At 69.1% G+C, this 14,896-nt stretch carries 17 protein-coding genes and 1 pseudogene; 7 read left to right on the forward strand and 11 right to left on the reverse strand.

Annotated elements, in window-relative coordinates; genetic code table 11:
* Both OUA97_RS10840 and OUA97_RS10845 read right to left on the reverse strand, forming a co-directional pair.
* Nucleotides 1-640: heme-dependent oxidative N-demethylase subunit alpha family protein (locus tag OUA97_RS10840; RefSeq protein ID WP_267231903.1), on the reverse strand; the 640-nt coding region annotated here is incomplete at its 3' end.
* Nucleotides 637-1,008, reverse strand: coding sequence for a VanZ family protein (locus OUA97_RS10845; RefSeq protein WP_267231904.1), 372 nt, complete (start codon nucleotides 1,006-1,008; stop codon nucleotides 637-639). The genes OUA97_RS10840 and OUA97_RS10845, both read right to left, overlap by 4 nt.
* A 91-nt stretch (nucleotides 1,009-1,099) precedes the next feature.
* Between OUA97_RS10845 and OUA97_RS10850 the strand changes: the two genes are divergently transcribed.
* The 3 genes from OUA97_RS10850 to OUA97_RS10860 are packed head-to-tail and all read left to right on the forward strand — an operon-like array spanning nucleotide 1,100 to nucleotide 2,859.
* Nucleotides 1,100-1,759 carry an HAD-IA family hydrolase gene (locus OUA97_RS10850; protein ID WP_267231905.1) on the forward strand — a complete coding sequence of 220 codons (660 nt, stop codon included), beginning with the start codon at nucleotides 1,100-1,102 and terminating at the stop codon, nucleotides 1,757-1,759.
* The gene (locus OUA97_RS10855; protein ID WP_267231906.1) at nucleotides 1,756-2,064 is read left to right on the forward strand and encodes a 4a-hydroxytetrahydrobiopterin dehydratase; all 309 of its coding nucleotides are present in this window, start codon (nucleotides 1,756-1,758) and stop codon (nucleotides 2,062-2,064) included. Before OUA97_RS10850 ends, OUA97_RS10855 begins: the two co-directional genes overlap by 4 nt.
* An 18-nt stretch (nucleotides 2,065-2,082) precedes the next feature.
* Nucleotides 2,083-2,859 (forward strand): SDR family oxidoreductase, encoded by a 777-nt coding sequence (locus OUA97_RS10860; protein WP_267231907.1) that lies wholly within the window; start codon nucleotides 2,083-2,085, stop codon nucleotides 2,857-2,859.
* A 58-nt stretch (nucleotides 2,860-2,917) separates the two neighbouring features.
* Here the strand turns inward: OUA97_RS10860 and OUA97_RS10865 are convergent, their stop codons facing one another.
* Nucleotides 2,918-4,126: a benzoate/H(+) symporter BenE family transporter gene (locus tag OUA97_RS10865; RefSeq protein ID WP_267231908.1), complete on the reverse strand. Its 1,209-nt coding sequence runs from the start codon at nucleotides 4,124-4,126 to the stop codon at nucleotides 2,918-2,920.
* A gap of 128 nt (nucleotides 4,127-4,254) precedes the next feature.
* On the opposite strand from OUA97_RS10865, the gene OUA97_RS10870 reads away from it, so the two are divergent.
* Nucleotides 4,255-5,712, forward strand: coding sequence for a PLP-dependent aminotransferase family protein (locus OUA97_RS10870; protein ID WP_267231909.1), 1,458 nt, complete (start codon nucleotides 4,255-4,257; stop codon nucleotides 5,710-5,712).
* A 109-nt stretch (nucleotides 5,713-5,821) separates the two neighbouring features.
* On the opposite strand, the gene OUA97_RS10875 is transcribed toward OUA97_RS10870, so the two are convergent.
* A complete protein-coding gene (locus OUA97_RS10875; protein WP_267231910.1) occupies nucleotides 5,822-6,250 on the reverse strand; it encodes a hypothetical protein in 429 nt (142 codons plus the stop codon).
* A 74-nt stretch (nucleotides 6,251-6,324) separates the two neighbouring features.
* Between OUA97_RS10875 and pseB the strand changes: the two genes are divergently transcribed.
* From pseB to rarD, 3 genes are all read left to right on the forward strand, one after another.
* Nucleotides 6,325-7,383, forward strand: a complete 1,059-nt coding sequence (gene pseB, locus OUA97_RS10880; protein WP_267231911.1) for a UDP-N-acetylglucosamine 4,6-dehydratase (inverting) — start codon at nucleotides 6,325-6,327, stop codon at nucleotides 7,381-7,383.
* Nucleotides 7,384-7,388: 5 nt separating this feature from the next.
* The gene (pseC, locus tag OUA97_RS10885; RefSeq protein WP_267231912.1) at nucleotides 7,389-8,540 is read left to right on the forward strand and encodes a UDP-4-amino-4,6-dideoxy-N-acetyl-beta-L-altrosamine transaminase; all 1,152 of its coding nucleotides are present in this window, start codon (nucleotides 7,389-7,391) and stop codon (nucleotides 8,538-8,540) included.
* Between the two features lie 121 nt (nucleotides 8,541-8,661).
* Nucleotides 8,662-9,567, forward strand: a complete 906-nt coding sequence (gene rarD / locus OUA97_RS10890; protein WP_267231913.1) for an EamA family transporter RarD — start codon at nucleotides 8,662-8,664, stop codon at nucleotides 9,565-9,567.
* 45 nt (nucleotides 9,568-9,612) lie between these two features.
* On the opposite strand, the gene OUA97_RS10895 is transcribed toward rarD, so the two are convergent.
* The 7 genes and pseudogenes from OUA97_RS10895 to trmD form a co-directional block, all read right to left on the reverse strand.
* Nucleotides 9,613-10,740: a serine hydrolase domain-containing protein gene (locus tag OUA97_RS10895; RefSeq protein WP_267231914.1), complete on the reverse strand. Its 1,128-nt coding sequence runs from the start codon at nucleotides 10,738-10,740 to the stop codon at nucleotides 9,613-9,615.
* Entirely contained in the window at nucleotides 10,737-11,594 is an 858-nt protein-coding gene (locus OUA97_RS10900; RefSeq protein WP_267231915.1) for a bifunctional hydroxymethylpyrimidine kinase/phosphomethylpyrimidine kinase, read from the reverse strand. The genes OUA97_RS10895 and OUA97_RS10900 overlap by 4 nt, the downstream gene beginning before the upstream one ends.
* A 45-nt stretch (nucleotides 11,595-11,639) precedes the next feature.
* Nucleotides 11,640-12,338 carry an SDR family NAD(P)-dependent oxidoreductase gene (locus tag OUA97_RS10905; protein WP_267231916.1) on the reverse strand — a complete coding sequence of 233 codons (699 nt, stop codon included), beginning with the start codon at nucleotides 12,336-12,338 and terminating at the stop codon, nucleotides 11,640-11,642.
* Between the two features lie 28 nt (nucleotides 12,339-12,366).
* Nucleotides 12,367-12,948, reverse strand: a complete 582-nt coding sequence (locus tag OUA97_RS10910; RefSeq protein WP_267231917.1) for a 2-hydroxychromene-2-carboxylate isomerase — start codon at nucleotides 12,946-12,948, stop codon at nucleotides 12,367-12,369.
* Entirely contained in the window at nucleotides 12,945-13,433 is a 489-nt protein-coding gene (locus OUA97_RS10915; RefSeq protein ID WP_267231918.1) for a winged helix-turn-helix transcriptional regulator, read from the reverse strand. Before OUA97_RS10915 ends, OUA97_RS10910 begins: the two co-directional genes overlap by 4 nt.
* 199 nt (nucleotides 13,434-13,632) lie before the next feature.
* Nucleotides 13,633-14,019: a 50S ribosomal protein L19 gene (rplS, locus tag OUA97_RS10920; protein WP_267231919.1), complete on the reverse strand. Its 387-nt coding sequence runs from the start codon at nucleotides 14,017-14,019 to the stop codon at nucleotides 13,633-13,635.
* Nucleotides 14,020-14,022: 3 nt separating this feature from the next.
* A pseudogene (trmD, locus tag OUA97_RS10925) lies at nucleotides 14,023-14,756 on the reverse strand (tRNA (guanosine(37)-N1)-methyltransferase TrmD); the annotation flags it as partial.
* Nucleotides 14,757-14,896: the final 140 nt, after the last annotated feature.

A 14,896-nucleotide genomic window follows, 5' to 3' on the forward strand; every position in this document is an offset into this window, starting at 1 on the left:
CCCTTTTTAACAACCAGAACACGCAAACCCACATAATGAGGCTAGTGTGGTGGGCTCGGTTTTGTTTATAAGAGACAGGGGCGAAATCGGCGAGCCGCGCGCGGATGGGGCCCGATTGCGGGGTGAAGGTCTCGGGGGAGTTCACGACGCTCCAGTTACGGCGTTCCAGCACCAGCCCCGGCCGCAGGCCGTCGAAGATGCGCACGACGCGGGTCAGGAAGCGGCGCTCGAAGCCGTGCACGGGCCGGTGAATATCGCCGAGCGCGCGGCCGAGCACCTCGTGGGCGGTGAAGAAGGTCGGGGCGCAGAGCGACAGCGCGCTGACCCGCCATTCGCCATGCGCCTTCTCCATCAGCACCAGGTCGTCTGGCACGCGGCGCGCGGCGGCCAGCAGCGGCGGCAGGTCCGCGCCGTCCAGGGGAGCGCCGAGCGCGGCGGCGACCAGTGCGGCGGCCTCGGCCTGGCCGGGGCGGGAGCCCTCGGCTTCACCCCAGACGATGTCGCGGTGGGCGGCCGCCAGCGGGTCCTTGCGGGCGGCGGGATCGGCCTCGCCGCCTTCCAGCCAGGCGGCCTCGGGAATGGGACGCAGGCCGATCGTGAAGTCCGCGGCCTCCTCGTAGGGGGCGTGGCGGATGGTCATTGGGGCTTGAAGCGGCGGGCCAGCGCCCACAGGCCGACGCCGATCACGATGCCGACGGTGTCGGCGAAGAGGTCGATCCAGTCGCCCTGACGGCCGAACGGCATCAGCGCCTGCGCGACCTCGATCCCGGCCGACAGCCCCCAGACGCAGACGATCACCGTCTTGCGCCGATGGGTCGACATCAGGAGCCCGATGACGACCAGCAGGCCGAAGGCGATGGCGTGGGCGGCCTTGTCCCAGACCAGCTTGGCGCCCGGAACATCGTTGGTGGGGGCCAGGGTTAGGTAGAGGATCACGCTTACCGCGGCGCCGAAGATCGCCACGCGCAGCGGCCGCGGGATGAACGAGAAGAAGGCGTGCATGTCCATCTGATAGCTGCGCCCCGCGGCGACGGCGAGCCTTTCAAAAGCCCGCCTGGCCCGCTAGCTTCCGGGAAAATTCAAACACGGGTTTAAATCGATGGCGATCGAAGCAGTGATCTGGGATTTCGGCGGGGTGTTCACCTCCTCGCCGTTCGAGGCGTTCGCGCGGTACGAGGCCGAGAATGGGCTGCCCAAGGGCCTGATCCGCAAGATCAACTCGACCAATCCCGACAGCAACGCCTGGGCCCTGTTCGAGCGCAACGAGATCGACACCCAGGGCTTCGATGCGCTGTTCCTGGAGGAATCGACCGCGCTCGGCCATCCGGTGCCCGGCGCCGACGTGCTGCCGCTGCTGTCGGGTCACCTGCGGCCGCGCATGGTCGCGGCGCTGAAGGCCTGCAAGGCGCGCTTCAAGGTCGGCTGCATCACCAACAACATGGTCACCCACCACAGCCCGGGCGCCGACGCCCCGCAGCGCGCGGCCGGGGCCATGGGCCAGGTCATGCCGCTGTTCGACCACATCATCGAGAGCTCGAAGGCCGGGGTGCGCAAGCCCGACCCGAAGATCTACCTGATGATGTGCGAGGCGCTCGGCGTGACGCCGGAGGCTTGCGTCTACCTCGACGACCTGGGCATCAACTGCAAACCGGCCGCGGCCCTGGGCATGCGGGCGATCAAGGTGGTGGCTGTCGACCAGACCTTGGCCGAGCTGTCCGCCGCCACCGGTCTGACGTTCGAGGAAGAGGAGCTGGCGTGACCCGCCCAACCAAGATCGGCGCCGAGGCGGCGCTGGCCAAACTGCCGGGCTGGAGCCGGGCGCCGGGCGATCGCGAGGCGATCGCCCGCACCTACCGGTTCGCCGATTTCAACATCGCGTTCGCGTTCATGACGCGGGCGGCGATCCGCGCAGAGCAGCTTGACCACCATCCGGAGTGGTTCAACGTCTACAACCGGGTCGAGGTGCTGCTGACCACCCATGACGCCGACGGGGTCACCGAGCTCGACCTCGCCATGGCGAGCTTCATGGACGAAGCGGCGAAGGCGGCCGGCGCGAAGGACTAGCCAACCAGGGAGCAGACGATGTCGGGACGGGTCGAGGGCAAGAAGGCCTTCATCACCGGTGGAGCCCAGGGACTGGGCGCGGCCATGGCGCGCAAGCTGGCGGCCGAGGGCGCCAAGGTCTCGATCGCCGACATCAACTATGCGGGCGCGCAGTCGGTCGCCGCGGCCATCAACGCCGAGCACGGCGAGGGGACCGCCTTCGCCTTTCCGCTGGACGTGACCAAGGAAGACCAGTGGATCTTCGCCCTGGAGGAAGCCGACGCGGCGATGGGCGGCATCTCGGTGCTGGTCAACAACGCCGGGATCAGCCGCGGCGGGAACATCGAGCAGCTTTCCTTCGAGGACTGGAAGCTGGTGATGGAGGTCAATGTCGACTCGGTATTCCTGGGGACCAAGCATGCGCTGAAGTACATGCGCCAGAACCAACCCGGCTCGATCATCAACATCTCGTCGATCGCCGGCCTGATCGCGGCCCACAACTCGCCCGCCTACAACGCCTCCAAGGCCGGGGTCTGGCTGCTGAGCAAGGGCATCGCCCTGCATTGCGCCAAGCAGGGCCTGGATATCCGCTCCAACTCGATCCACCCGACCTTCATCGATACGCCGATCCTGGACCGGCTGCGCGACCAGCTCGGCAAGGAGGTCGCCGAGGGCAAGCTGGCCCGCCAGATCCCGCTCGGCCACATCGGCGAGCCGGAGGACGTCGCCAACGCCGCCGTCTACCTGGCCAGCGACGAGAGCAAGTTCATGACCGGGGCGGAGATCAAGCTCGACGGCGGGATATCGGCGATGTGAGAGGCCGGGCTAGCCCGGCGACGGCCGAGTTGCGGCTTAAGCAGCCGCGACGCACCACTTAGGCGGAAAGGCGTGTGCGGGCGCGGCGCGGCAGGACGCCGTTCAGGACGAGATAGGCGACAAGGCCGATCACCAGCCCCCAGAACGCGCCGCCCACGCCGAGCAGCTTGATGTTCGCGGCCGAGGCCAGGAAGGTGATCAGCGCCGCCTCGCGCGACGCCGGATCGGCCATCGCGCTGGCGAGAGCGCCGCCGATCGTGCCGAGCAGGGCGAGGCCGGCGAGCGTTGTGATGAAGGTCGCCGGGAACGCCATGAAGACGGCGGCGAGCGTCACGCCGAACACCCCGACCAGCACGTAGAAACAGCCCGCGGCGATGCCGGCGACCCAGCGCTTGGTCGGATCTTCGTGCGCTTCCTTGCCGGTGGCGATCGCGGCCGTGATCGCTGCGATGTTGAAGGCGTGCGAGCCGAACGGCGCCATGATCAGCGACCCAAGCCCCGTCGCGGTGACGATCGGATCGGCGCTGGTCTTGAAGCCGTCGTTCCGCAGCACCAGCATCCCGGGCATGTACTGGCCGGTCAGGGTGATGAGAAACAGCGGCAGCGCGACCGAGAGCAGCGCGTTGAGCGAGAATTCCGGCCTGGTGAAGACCGGGGCTGCGAACTCCAGCTTCAGTCCCGCCAGATCGACCCGGCCCTGCGCGAGCAGGAAAGCCAGTCCGAGAACCAGGATGCCGACCACCGCATAGCGGGCGTGGAAGCGCTTCATCACCAGATAGGCGACGATCAGCAGGCCCACCAGCAGCGGGTCGACGCCGGCGCCGCCAAACGCGCCGATCCCGAACTGCAGCAGGATGCCCGCGAGCAGCCCGGAGGCGATCCCCGGCGGGATCAGGCGGATCACCTTGTCGAAATAACCTGACAGTCCGAGGACGACGAAAGCCGCCGCCGAGACCATGTAGGCGCCGACCGCCTCGCCATAGGGCGTCGTGGCCAACGCCGTAACGAGGAACGCCGCCGCCGGCGTCGACCAGGCGGTGATGATCGGCTCCCGATACCGCCAGCTCAGGAAGAGGCCGGACAGTCCGACGCCGATCGAAACGGACCAGACCCAGGAGGCGGTCAGCTCCGGGCTGAGACCAGCCGCCTTGGCGGCCTGGAAGACCAGAATGAACGTGCCGCCGTAGTTGACGATGACGGAGATCAGCCCGGCCACGACCGGATGCGTCAGGTCGCGCAGACGGACGGGCGATGGGCTGGGGGACATGGAAGCTCCTGAGTCTAGGCGCGGGCCGACGCGGCGGGTTGACATCTATCCGCGCAATGGCCTGATTGGCCCCGCCATTTTGACCGAGTTACCCAGACCAATTGTTCAGACATTCGCAGCTTGAGTCCGTGAAGGCCTGGCTCGTCCACCCCGCCCACGCGGCCATGCCGCTTCACGCGCGAATTCAACGGGCGATCCGCCAATTGATCCTCGATCATGCGCTGGGCGCGGGCAAACCGTTGCCGGCCTCACGCGCGCTCGCCAAATCGCTCGGGGTGTCGCGCGACACGGTCGAGGCGGCCTATGGGCAGCTTCACGCCGAAGGGTTCATCGACCGCCGCGTCGGCAGCGGTAGCTTCGTGGCGCAGGTCACCGAGCTCACGGCCGGGCGGCGGTCCACCCCGCAGGCCGCGCCATCGGGGCCGCCTAATCTCAGCAAGCGCGGAAACGCCGTGTTCCGCAGCGGCGGGGTCCGCGAGCGGCTTTCACTACGACCATTCGCTCACGGAGCGCCCGAGACGCGCACGTTCCCACTCCATCTTTGGGAGCGGCTGGAACGGCAGGTGCTGAAGGAGAGCGGCACGCAGGCTCTCCTCCACGCCGATCCGCAAGGTGTCGAGCCGCTGCGGCGCGTTATCGCCGACTATGTGAACCTTGAGCGCGGCGCGCGCGCCACGGCTGACCGGGTTCTGGTCCTTACCAGCTCACAGCAGGCGCTGACGCTCTGCGCGAACATGCTGCTGGACCCGGGCGATCGCATTTTCATCGAGGACCCGGTCTACTACGGCGCGCGCCAAGCGTTCGACGCGGCGGGCCTGGAGTGCGCGCCCGTCGGCCTCGACCGTCAGGGCCTGCTGGTCGAACAGATCCTGGACGATCCGCGCGGCGCCAAGGCCGTTTTTCTCACGCCATCCCATCAGTTCCCGACCGGGGCGACGCTGTCGCTCGATCGCCGTCTGGTGCTTATCGAGTGGGCGGCCCGGCGGCAGGCCTGGCTTATCGAGGACGACTACGACAGCGAATTTCACTACGCCGGCAAGCCGACAGCCTGCGCGCAAGGCCTCGATCCGCACGACCGGACCCTCTATGTCGGCACCTTCACCAAGTCCCTCTTCCCCGGACTGCGGATCGCCTACGTCGTGCTCCCGCCCCAGCTCGTGGAGCCGATGACGGTGGCGCGGACCCTGCTTGACGGGCATTCCGCCCCGATCGCGCAACTGACGCTCGCGAGGTTCATGGAAGGCGGGCACTTCGGCGCGCACGTCCGATCCATGCGCGGCGTCTACGCCGAACGGCTGGGCGTCCTGGTCGACCGCGTCGAAACGCACCTGTCGGATTTCGTCGAGGCGCAGCCTCCCGCGGGGGGGCTGCAGATGCCCTGCCTGCTGACCTGCGGCCTGTCCGAGGGCGCGGTCGTCCAAGCGGCGCGGCGAGCCGGGATCGAGTTGCTCGGACTATCGGGGCTCCACGTCGGTGAGTCCGGGCAGCCGGGTTTCCTGATGGGTTTCGCCGCCTACACGCCCGACGAGATCGAGGTCGCGGTCAAGAAGCTGGCCGGTGTGTTCCAGGCCATGACGAAGTCCTAGTCGCGCGCCGATCATGGCTCGGGTCGGGTGAGACCGTTCGCCGTCCCGGCGGAGGTCGCCGACGTGAGCTAAGAGCCCAGTTCGGCGGCGCGATGGCGCACAGCGTCCTCTAGTTGATCAGCATGGTTCCCAGCAGCACCCGTGCGCCCTTCTGGCCCAGGATGCGGTCGGCGTCGCGTTGCAGGGCCTGGCCGAGGACGTCTGGGTTGGGCGGGGTCGCGGGGGTCATGCCGGAGGCATAAGTCTGCAGGGTCTGGACGAAGGCGGCGCGGATGCGGGGGACGACCTGTTCGGCCTTGGCGCGCAGCTTGGCGTCCGGCACGTCGAGGATCGTCTGCACGGTCAGCACCCCGCGCCGGCCGCTCGGGCGCATGACGCTGGCGGCCAGGGTGTGGATCTCGACATAGGTGCCGACGCCGGTCTTCTTCTCGTCTTTCTTCTGCTCGTCCTTCTTCGGCGCGGCGGCTGTCAGCAGCGGCGCGGCGAGCACGAGGGCGAGGAGACGGCGACGGTCCATGGCGACACCACGCCACATCATGGTTAGAGCTCTCTTTACGAGCTTGGCCGGACAGTGCGGCGACGATTCGCAGTTCTTGTATTGGAGCGCCGCTTTTGGGCCGGTTCGCAGCCACCAACCTCGACCTCGACGGCAAGGTGATCTTCGTCACCGGGGGGACGGGCTCCTTCGGGCGCCGCTTTATTGAAACCGTGCTGATGCGCGCCAAGCCGCGCAAGCTGATCGTGTTCTCGCGCGACGAGCTCAAGCAGCACGAGATGCAGATCGACCTGGCCGAGAAGTTCGATCCCGAGACCCTGACCTGCATGCGCTTCTTCCTGGGCGACGTGCGCGACCGTCAGCGGCTGACCCTGGCCATGCGCGGGGTCGACATCGTCATCCACGCCGCGGCGCTGAAGCAGGTGCCGGCGGCCGAGTACAATCCGTCCGAGTGCATCCACACCAACATCATGGGCGCCGAGAACGTGGTCTGGGCCTGCCTCTCCAACCGCATCAAGCAGGTGGTGGCGCTCTCGACCGACAAGGCCTGCAATCCGGTCAATCTCTACGGCGCGACCAAGCTGGCTTCCGACAAGACCTTCGTGGCGGCCAACAACCTGTCGGGCGACATCGGCACCCGGTTCTCGGTGGTGCGCTACGGCAACGTGGTCGGCTCGCGCGGGTCGGTCGCGCCGCTGTTCCAGCGGCTGCTGGCGCGGGGCGACAAGGAGCTGCCGATCACCGACGCGCGCATGACCCGGTTCTGGATCACCCTGAACCAGGGCGTCGACTTCGTGCTGTCCTCGCTGGAGATCATGCGCGGCGGCGAGATCTTCGTGCCCAAGATCCCGTCGATGAAGATGACCGATCTGGCGCAGGCCATGTCGCCCGGCGTCGGCGTCCGGGTGATCGGCATCCGCCCGGGCGAGAAGCTGCACGAGATGATGATCTCGGCCGACGACGCGCGCACCACGGTCGACCTCGGCGACCGCTACGCCATCGAACCGGCCTTTGTGGAGTTCGGCCGCGAGTCCTACGCCAAGACCCATCCGATGGTGGCCGAGACCTTCTCCTACGCCAGCGACACCAATGACGAGTGGCTGAGCGGCGAGGGGCTGTTGGCGCTGCTGGCCGACGGCGCGCCCGAGCATCGCCACCGCCGGGCGACGGACTGAGCGCCATGCTGCCCTACGGCCGCCAGACCATCGACGAGGACGACATCGCCGCGGTGGCCCAGGCGCTGCGCGGCGACTTCCTGACCACCGGGCCGACGGTCGAGGCGTTCGAAGACGCCTTCGCCGATCAGGTCGGCGCTCAGCACGCGGTGGCCTGTTCGAACGGCACGGCGGCGCTGCATCTGGCCATGCTGGCGCTGGAGGTGCAGCCGGGCGAGGCGGTGATCGCCCCGTCGATCACCTTCCTGGCCACCGCCAACTGCGCGCGCTTCGTCGGCGCCGAGGTGGTGTTCGCCGACGTCGATCCGCAGACCGGACTGATGACCCCGGGCGCCCTGGCCGAGGCGATGACGCGGCTGGACGGGCGCAGGTTGCGGGCGGTGCTGCCGGTGCACCTGCGCGGCGACACCGCCGAACTGCCGGCGCTTGAGGCGATGGCCAAGAGCGCGAACGCGGTGCTGGTCGAGGACGCGCCGCATGCCCTGGGCTCGAGCCTGAAATTCGGCAACACCGTGCAGCGGGTCGGCGACTGCGCCCACTCGGCGATGGCGACCTTTTCGTTCCATCCGGTGAAGACCATCGCCACCGGCGAGGGCGGCATGGTCACGACCAACGACGCGCGCCTGGCCGAGCGCCTGCGCCGGCTGCGCAGCCACGGCATGATCCGGCCGCAGGACGGCGATCCGTGGTGGTATGAGATGCCGGAGATCGGCTTCAACTACCGGCTGCCCGACATCCTCTGCGCGCTTGGGATCTCGCAGCTGGCCAAGCTGGACGCATTCGCCGCGCGCCGCCGGGCGCTGGCGGCGCGATACGAGGAGGCGCTGAAGCCGCTGGCCCCGCGGGTCGTGCAGGCGAGCCGGCCCGACTGGAGCGACCCGGTGCTGCACCTGATGGTCGCGCTGATCGACTTCGAGGCCGCCGGCCGCACCCGCCGCGAGGTGGTCGAGGCCCTGCGCGCCCGCGGCGTCGGGACCCAGGTCCACTACATCCCGGTCCACACCCAGCCCTATTACCGCGAACGCTATGGCGAGCTGGAGCTGCCCGGGGCGAGCGCCTGGTACGAGCGCTGCCTGTCGCTGCCGCTCTATCCGGGCATGGCCGACGACGACGTCGACCGGGTGGTCGCAGCGTTGGCGGATGTGCTGGGGCTCTGAGAGCGCGGCGTCCGAAATCCGCGCGAATTCCGCTTGCCCGGCGGACAGCGCGGCCTAGGTAGGGGGACCGGCGCGGTCTTCGCCCGGTTCCAAGCCCATCCCGACCGGTGAAAGGCCAGCTATGGCCCAGGACGACTCCGCCCGCATCAACGGCTCGGCCCTCGCGGTCGGGGCCGGCTGCTACCTGATCTGGGGGCTGGTGCCGTTGGCCTTCCAGATCATGGGCCGGTTGGGGATCGGCGCCTGGGAGATCCTCGCTCACCGGACGCTGTGGGCCGTGCCGACCGCCTTCCTGTTCGTGGCGATGGCCGGCCAGACCAGGCAGCTGGCGACGGTGCTGCGCAACGGCCGGACCATGGCCTGGCTGGCGCTGTCGGCCGGGGTGATCGCGATCAACTGGCTGGTGTTCATCTGGGCGGTGAACAACGGCCGGGTGCTGGAGACCAGCCTCGGCTACTTCATCAACCCGCTGATGGCGATGGCCGCCGGGGCGTTGATCTTCCGTGAACGGATGGACGGCATCGGCAAGGGCGCGATCGCCCTGGCCGGCGTGGGGGTGGTGATCCAGACCTTCGCGCTCGGCCACTTGCCGATCATCTCGCTGACCCTGGCGACCAGCTTCTGCGCCTATGGGATCATCCGCAAGCGGGTGGCGGCCGAGGCCCAGACCGGCCTGCTGATCGAGTGCCTGATCCTCGCCCTGCCCGGGGTGTTCCTGATCGGCTGGCTGCAGAGCCAGGGGCAGGGTCACTTCACCGCCAGCCCGTCCGCCGCGGCTTGGCTTTTGGCCTGCGGGCCGATGACCGCGCTGCCGCTGATGATGTTCTCTTGGGCCGCGCGGCGGATCCCGTTCTCGGCCATGGGCTTTCTGCAGTTCATCGCCCCCAGCATGACCTTCGTGATGGGGGTGATGCAGGGCGAGGCGTTCACCCCGCTGCGCGGCGTCTCGTTCGCCTTCATCTGGGGCGGGGCGGCGGTGTTCGCCTTCGGGGCCTGGCGGCGCAGCCGGATGCTGGCGGCGGCCTAGCCCATGCGCGTCATGGCCGGGACGCGCCCGGCAATGACGAAGTGATCAGAGCGCGGCGTAGGCGGCCTCGATCAGCCGCTTGGCGCGGGCGTCGCCGATCAGGTCGGTGGACTGCTTGTTCATGACATAGGCGCCGGCCAGGCCTGTCTCCGGGTCGGCGAAGGCGCAGGAGCCGCCCCAGCCGGAGTGGCCGAAGGTCTGCTCGCCAGGACCCCAGACCTTGACCGCCGAATTGCGCATGAAGCCGGCGCCCCAGCTCATCACGAACGGCAGCACCAGGTCCTGGCCGTGAATCCGCTCGCGCGAGGCTTCGGCGATCAGGGCCGGCGACAGGATGGTCTCGCCGTCCAGCCAGCCGTCATTGGCCAGAGCCCCGATCAGCCGGGCCAGGGCCGGGGCGGTGGCGTGGCCGTTGGCGGAGGGGATCTCGATCCGCCGCCACTCGGCCTGGCCGCGGCCGGCTGGCGAAGACCAGGGGGTCAGGAAGGCGGCCTTGGTGGCGGCGTTGATCTCGCCGAAGGTCGGCAGGCCGCTCGGGCGCTGCAGGTCGGCGGCGCGGTGGTGCTCGGCGTCGGGCAGGCCGATCCAGAGGTCGAGGCCGAACGGTCCGGCCAGGTCCTCGCGCAGGGCGGTCCCCATGGTGCGCCCGTCGACCCGGCGGAAGATCTCGCCGGCCAGGTAGCCGAAGGTGATCGGGTGGTAGCCGCTGGCGGTTCCGGGCGGCCACAGCGGGGCCATGGCGGCGAGCTTGGCGCAGATCGCGTCCCAGTCGAACCAGAGCGAGGGCTCCATCTCCTCGGGGAAGCCGGAGAGGCCCTCCTGGTGGCTCATCACCTGTTCGACGGTGATGGCGCCCTTTCCGGCCTGGGCGAACTCCGGCCAGACGTCGGCGACGGGCTGGGCGTAGTCGAGCTTTCCGGCGTCGACCAGCCGGGCGATCAGCAGGGCGGCGATCGCCTTGGTGGTCGAGAACACCGGGGTCAGGGTCGTCTCGTCGAAGGCCCTGGTCCGCTGGCGGTCGGCGAAGCCGGCCCAGAGGTCGACCACCAGCTCGCCGCGCTGCACCAGGGAAAAGCGGGCGCCCAGCTCCTGGCCGGTCACGAAGTTGTCCTCGAAGGCGGCGCGGACGCCGGCGAAACGTTCGGGGCAGAGGCCGTGGATCTCGGGGGTCATGCCAATCGCTCCAATCGCACGCTGGGGGAGGTCGCCTTCAGCCGCTGGGCCATGGCGACGATGGGAAGTTCGGCGGCTCCGGCCGCATGGGCGGCGGCGACGGTCTCGGCCACCCCGCCGACTGCGCGGGCGAGCGCGTAGGAGCCGCTCAAGCCGTCGAGGATCGCCGCGCCGAACAGGGCGCTCAGGAGATCGCCGGTGCCCTTGGGGGCCGAGGGCAGGCGCGGGTGGGCGGCCATCCAGGCTTCGTGCGGATCGACATAGATCACCCCGATCTCCTTGGCCCCGCCGATCGAGGAGACCAGGGCCGGCTTGCCGAGCCGCCGGGCGGCGACCAGCACGTCCTGCGGGGTGCGGGTCTCCAGGCCGGTCAGGTGGGCCAGCTCCCAGGCGTTGGGGGCCAGGATGTCGGCGCGCGGGACCAGGTGTTCGGCGATCGCCTGGGCGACGACGTCGGGGACGTAGAGCCCCTTGCCGGAGTCGCCGATGGTCGGGTCGACGATGACCGCCGGCGCGCGCGGAGCCTCGCCGCCATAGCCGCTGCGCTTGGCGCCGCGGACCGCGTCGATGGCGGCGGCGGCGGCCAGCACCTGCTCGGTAAAGGCGAAGTAGCCGGTCAGCACCAGGTCGGTCTGGCCAAAGAGCTTGTTGGCCTCGATCCCGGCCAGCACGCCCTCAAGCACGGCCGGCTCGACCTTGGCGCCGCCGGGCGGGCCCCAGCCGGGATGCCGGCCGTAGAGCACCGTCGGGGCGACCATGGTGTCGATGCGCAGGATTGAGAGGGCGCTGGCCTGGGCCGTTCCGCCGACGTGGCTGGCGGCGACGTGGCTGGAGATGATCAGCGCGAGCGGCATGGCCGCCCTGCTTAGCGAGCGGCCCCGACCCCGACAAGCTGGGTGCTACCAAGTCTCGCGGTATGGCCGCACCTCGGCGAGGAACGACCAGGCGCTTTTCGGCTGGTGAGCCAGGTGGAAGACCTCGCCGGCGATGTCGTCGGGGGCGATGAAGAAGTCGTCGGGCGCGTCCTTCCAGCGCTCGCGGGTCCAAGGCACATCGATGACCGCGTCAATCACCAGATAGGCGACATGCACGCCCTTGGGCCCGACCTCGCGGGCGATGGCCTCGGCCAGGATGCGCTGGGCGGCCTTGGTCGGGGCGAAGCCGGCGAAGTGGGCCTTGCCGCGCAGGGCCGAGGTGTTGCCGGTGACGATCAGCGCGCCGCCGCCGGCCTCGATCATCTTCGGCGTCACCTGGCGGGCCAGGTGGTAGAGCGCCATGACGTTGGTTTGGAAGTTCTGCTCGAGCACGGACGGGTCGATGTCGAGGAAGTTGCCGAATGCGCCGCCGACGGCGTTGTGGACTACGACCTTCGGCGTGCCGAAGCGGACCATCAGGTCATCGACCGCGGCGGTCAGAGCGCCGGCGTCCGAAACGTCGACGGGCACGGCGACGGCGTCCGGGATCTCCTGGGCCAGGGCGGCGAGGCGGTCGAAATCGCGGGCCAGCATGGCCACGCGGTAGCCGTCGGCGGCGAACCTGCGGACGATCGAGGCTCCGGTCCCGGGGCCGACCCCGGTGATGATGGCGAGCGGTTTCATCTGGGCGTTCCTTCTGGGGGAGAGAGGACTAGGCCGCGAGCGCGCGGCGCAGGAAGTCGAGGCGGTCGTTGCCGAAGAACAGCAGGCCGCCTTCGGTGACGAAACTGGGCGCGCCGAAGACCCCGGCCTCGACCGCCGCGGCGGTGTTGGCCTCCAGCTCGGCGGCGCGTTCGGGGGCGTCGATCAGGTCCGCGGTGACGCCGAGGTCGGCGAGCAGGGCGGCGACGTCGTCCGAAACTGCGAGGGGCGCGTCGCCGGCCCACATGGCGCGGAACAGCCGGCGGGCGGCCTCCTCGCCATGGCCGAGCTTGCGGGCGGCCAGGGCGGCGTGCAGCAGCCGCGGCCCGTCGACGCCGCTCATGCCGGGATTGGGACTGAGCTGGGCGCCGTAGAGCGCGGCCCAGCGGCCGAGGTCCTGGCGGGCATAGGCCTGCTTGGGCTTGCAGATGACGGTGGTCGGCACGTTGCCGACCCGCTTCATCGTCTCCAGCACGTCGAACGGCCGCCAGTCGAACTCGCCGGGCAGGTCGTCCAGCTGGGTGCTGGCCAGGTAGCTGTAGGGGCTGCGGAAATCGAAGAAGAAGCGGGTGCGGGTCAGGGCGTCGGTCATGGGTTTCCTCCAAGCAGTTTCTTGAGGCCAGGCGCGGCGGCCGGGCCGGGGCGCAGGCGGGCCCGCTCGCGCGGCACCGGCTGGCCCGTCTCGGCGTCGACCAGCGCCAGCACCAGCGGGTGGCCGCTCGCGCTGTCGACCAGTTCGATGGTCGCCGCGCCCAGGCCGTTGGCGTCCCAGCGGTCGCCCCATTCGCGCAGGGCGGTGACCACCTTCCAGAGGTCGGCGCCCTTGTCGGTCAGCCGGTAGTCGTGACGGGGGGGATTGTCCTGGTAGGGGCGGCGCTCGACCAGGCCGGTGCTCTCTAGGTGCTTGAGACGGGTCGAGAGGGTGGTGTTGGGCATGCCGGTCGAGGCCTGCAGCTCGTCGTACTTCGACAGGCCCAGCGCCAGGTCGCGCAGCAGCAGCACCGCCCAGCGGTCGCCGATCGCCTCGAGCGCGCCGGCGACGGAACAGGTCATGCCGGCGAAGGACTTGGCGCGCATCGGTCAGGCTCCTCAGTAACTCTTATGATTGGAGTTAGTGGGCGCGGAGCCGGACGCAAGGGGAGCGGCGTTGAATTTCCCTCTCCCCGCTTTCAGGGACAGAGAGCAGATACTCGTTCTTCTGACGGGGAGGGGCCAAACGAAAAGCGGCGGCTGGATCGCTCCAGCCGCCGCCTCAATTCGGAAGTGTCCGAAAGCCTTAGGCTTCGGTGGTCTCGGTGTTGCGAGCGGTCTGGCGCTCGGCGATCCGGGCCGACTTACCGCGACGGTCGCGCAGGTAGTAGAGCTTGGCGCGACGGACGACGCCGCGACGCTTCACTTCGATGGATTCGATGTTCGGGGAGTGCAGCGGGAACACGCGTTCCACGCCTTCGCCGAAGGAGATCTTGCGGACGGTGAAGCTCTCGTTGATGCCGCCGCCCTGACGGCCGATGCAGACGCCTTCGTAGGCCTGCACGCGTTCACGATCGCCTTCCTTGATCTTCACGTTCACGCGCAGGGTGTCGCCGGCTTGGAAGTCCGGGATCGAGCGGGTGGCGATGAGGCGATCGGCCTCTTCTTTTTCGAGCTGCTGAATGATGTTCATGTCAGTCGTCCTTGTCCTACTGGGCTTTACTCGCCCTTTGCCTGTTGATTGGCGAGATGCGCCGCCCAGAGGTCCGGACGTCGTTCCCGCGTGGCCGCTTCGCGCTGGCTCCGCCGCCACTTGCCGATATCGGCGTGGTGACCGCTGAGTAGTACGGGCGGTATCTCAAGCCCCTCGAATTCCCGCGGTCTGGTGTACTGCGGGTGCTCCAGGAGCCCGTCCTCGAAACTCTCTTCACTCAAGCTTTCGGCCTGGCCGAGGACGCCGGGCACGAGCCTTACGCACGCTTCGATCGCCACCAGGGACGCCGCCTCGCCGCCGGCGAGGACCGCGTCTCCGACGCTGATCTCCTCGAACCCCCGGGCGTCGAGCACCCGCTGGTCCACCCCTTCGAACCGACCGGCCAGGACGATCAGTCCCGGGCCCTTGGCCCACTCACTCACACGCGCCTGGGTCAGGGGCCGACCCCGAGCGCTCATGTACAAAAGCGGCCGTCCCCGCCGATCCACGCTGTCCAGCGCGGCTGCGATGACGTCCGCCCGCATAACCTGTCCAGGACCGCCACCGGCAGGGGTGTCGTCGAGGAAGCCGCGCTTATCCTTGGAAAATTGGCGAATGTCCACCGTTTCCAGAGTCCACAGACCGTGCTCGCGCCAGGCCGTGCCGATCAGCGAGACGCCGAGCGGGCCGGGATAGGCCTCGGGAAACATGGTCAGAACGGTGGCGTCGAAGGACATGGGCGGCTTTTGGACCATTGGGCGTTGAAATTCCACTGACGTGCGGGCCGCATGCGTCCCAGCCTGATTGCGGAGGGCCGGTGCGTCCGCGCGCAACCGGGATGGCGCTTAGGGGATCGCCCAACTTGCCGGAACGCCGC

It is taken from the genome of Phenylobacterium sp. 58.2.17 (genome assembly GCF_026411515.1).
Taxonomy (GTDB): Bacteria; Pseudomonadota; Alphaproteobacteria; order Caulobacterales; family Caulobacteraceae; genus Phenylobacterium.

What these genes read in the sequence shown, in the direction of transcription:
- OUA97_RS10845 (WP_267231904.1), bottom strand. Translation starts at nt 1,008, where the DNA reads ATGGACATGCACGCCTTCTTCTCGTTCATCCCGCGGCCGCTGCGCGTG.
- OUA97_RS10850 (WP_267231905.1), top strand. Translation starts at nt 1,100, where the DNA reads ATGGCGATCGAAGCAGTGATCTGGGATTTCGGCGGGGTGTTCACCTCC.
- OUA97_RS10860 (WP_267231907.1), top strand. Translation starts at nt 2,083, where the DNA reads ATGTCGGGACGGGTCGAGGGCAAGAAGGCCTTCATCACCGGTGGAGCC.
- OUA97_RS10865 (WP_267231908.1), bottom strand. Translation starts at nt 4,126, where the DNA reads ATGTCCCCCAGCCCATCGCCCGTCCGTCTGCGCGACCTGACGCATCCG.
- OUA97_RS10875 (WP_267231910.1), bottom strand. Translation starts at nt 6,250, where the DNA reads ATGATGTGGCGTGGTGTCGCCATGGACCGTCGCCGTCTCCTCGCCCTC.
- pseC (WP_267231912.1), top strand. Translation starts at nt 7,389, where the DNA reads ATGCTGCCCTACGGCCGCCAGACCATCGACGAGGACGACATCGCCGCG.
- rarD (WP_267231913.1), top strand. Translation starts at nt 8,662, where the DNA reads ATGGCCCAGGACGACTCCGCCCGCATCAACGGCTCGGCCCTCGCGGTC.
- OUA97_RS10895 (WP_267231914.1), bottom strand. Translation starts at nt 10,740, where the DNA reads ATGACCCCCGAGATCCACGGCCTCTGCCCCGAACGTTTCGCCGGCGTC.
- OUA97_RS10900 (WP_267231915.1), bottom strand. Translation starts at nt 11,594, where the DNA reads ATGCCGCTCGCGCTGATCATCTCCAGCCACGTCGCCGCCAGCCACGTC.
- OUA97_RS10905 (WP_267231916.1), bottom strand. Translation starts at nt 12,338, where the DNA reads ATGAAACCGCTCGCCATCATCACCGGGGTCGGCCCCGGGACCGGAGCC.
- OUA97_RS10910 (WP_267231917.1), bottom strand. Translation starts at nt 12,948, where the DNA reads ATGACCGACGCCCTGACCCGCACCCGCTTCTTCTTCGATTTCCGCAGC.
- OUA97_RS10915 (WP_267231918.1), bottom strand. Translation starts at nt 13,433, where the DNA reads ATGCGCGCCAAGTCCTTCGCCGGCATGACCTGTTCCGTCGCCGGCGCG.
- rplS (WP_267231919.1), bottom strand. Translation starts at nt 14,019, where the DNA reads ATGAACATCATTCAGCAGCTCGAAAAAGAAGAGGCCGATCGCCTCATC.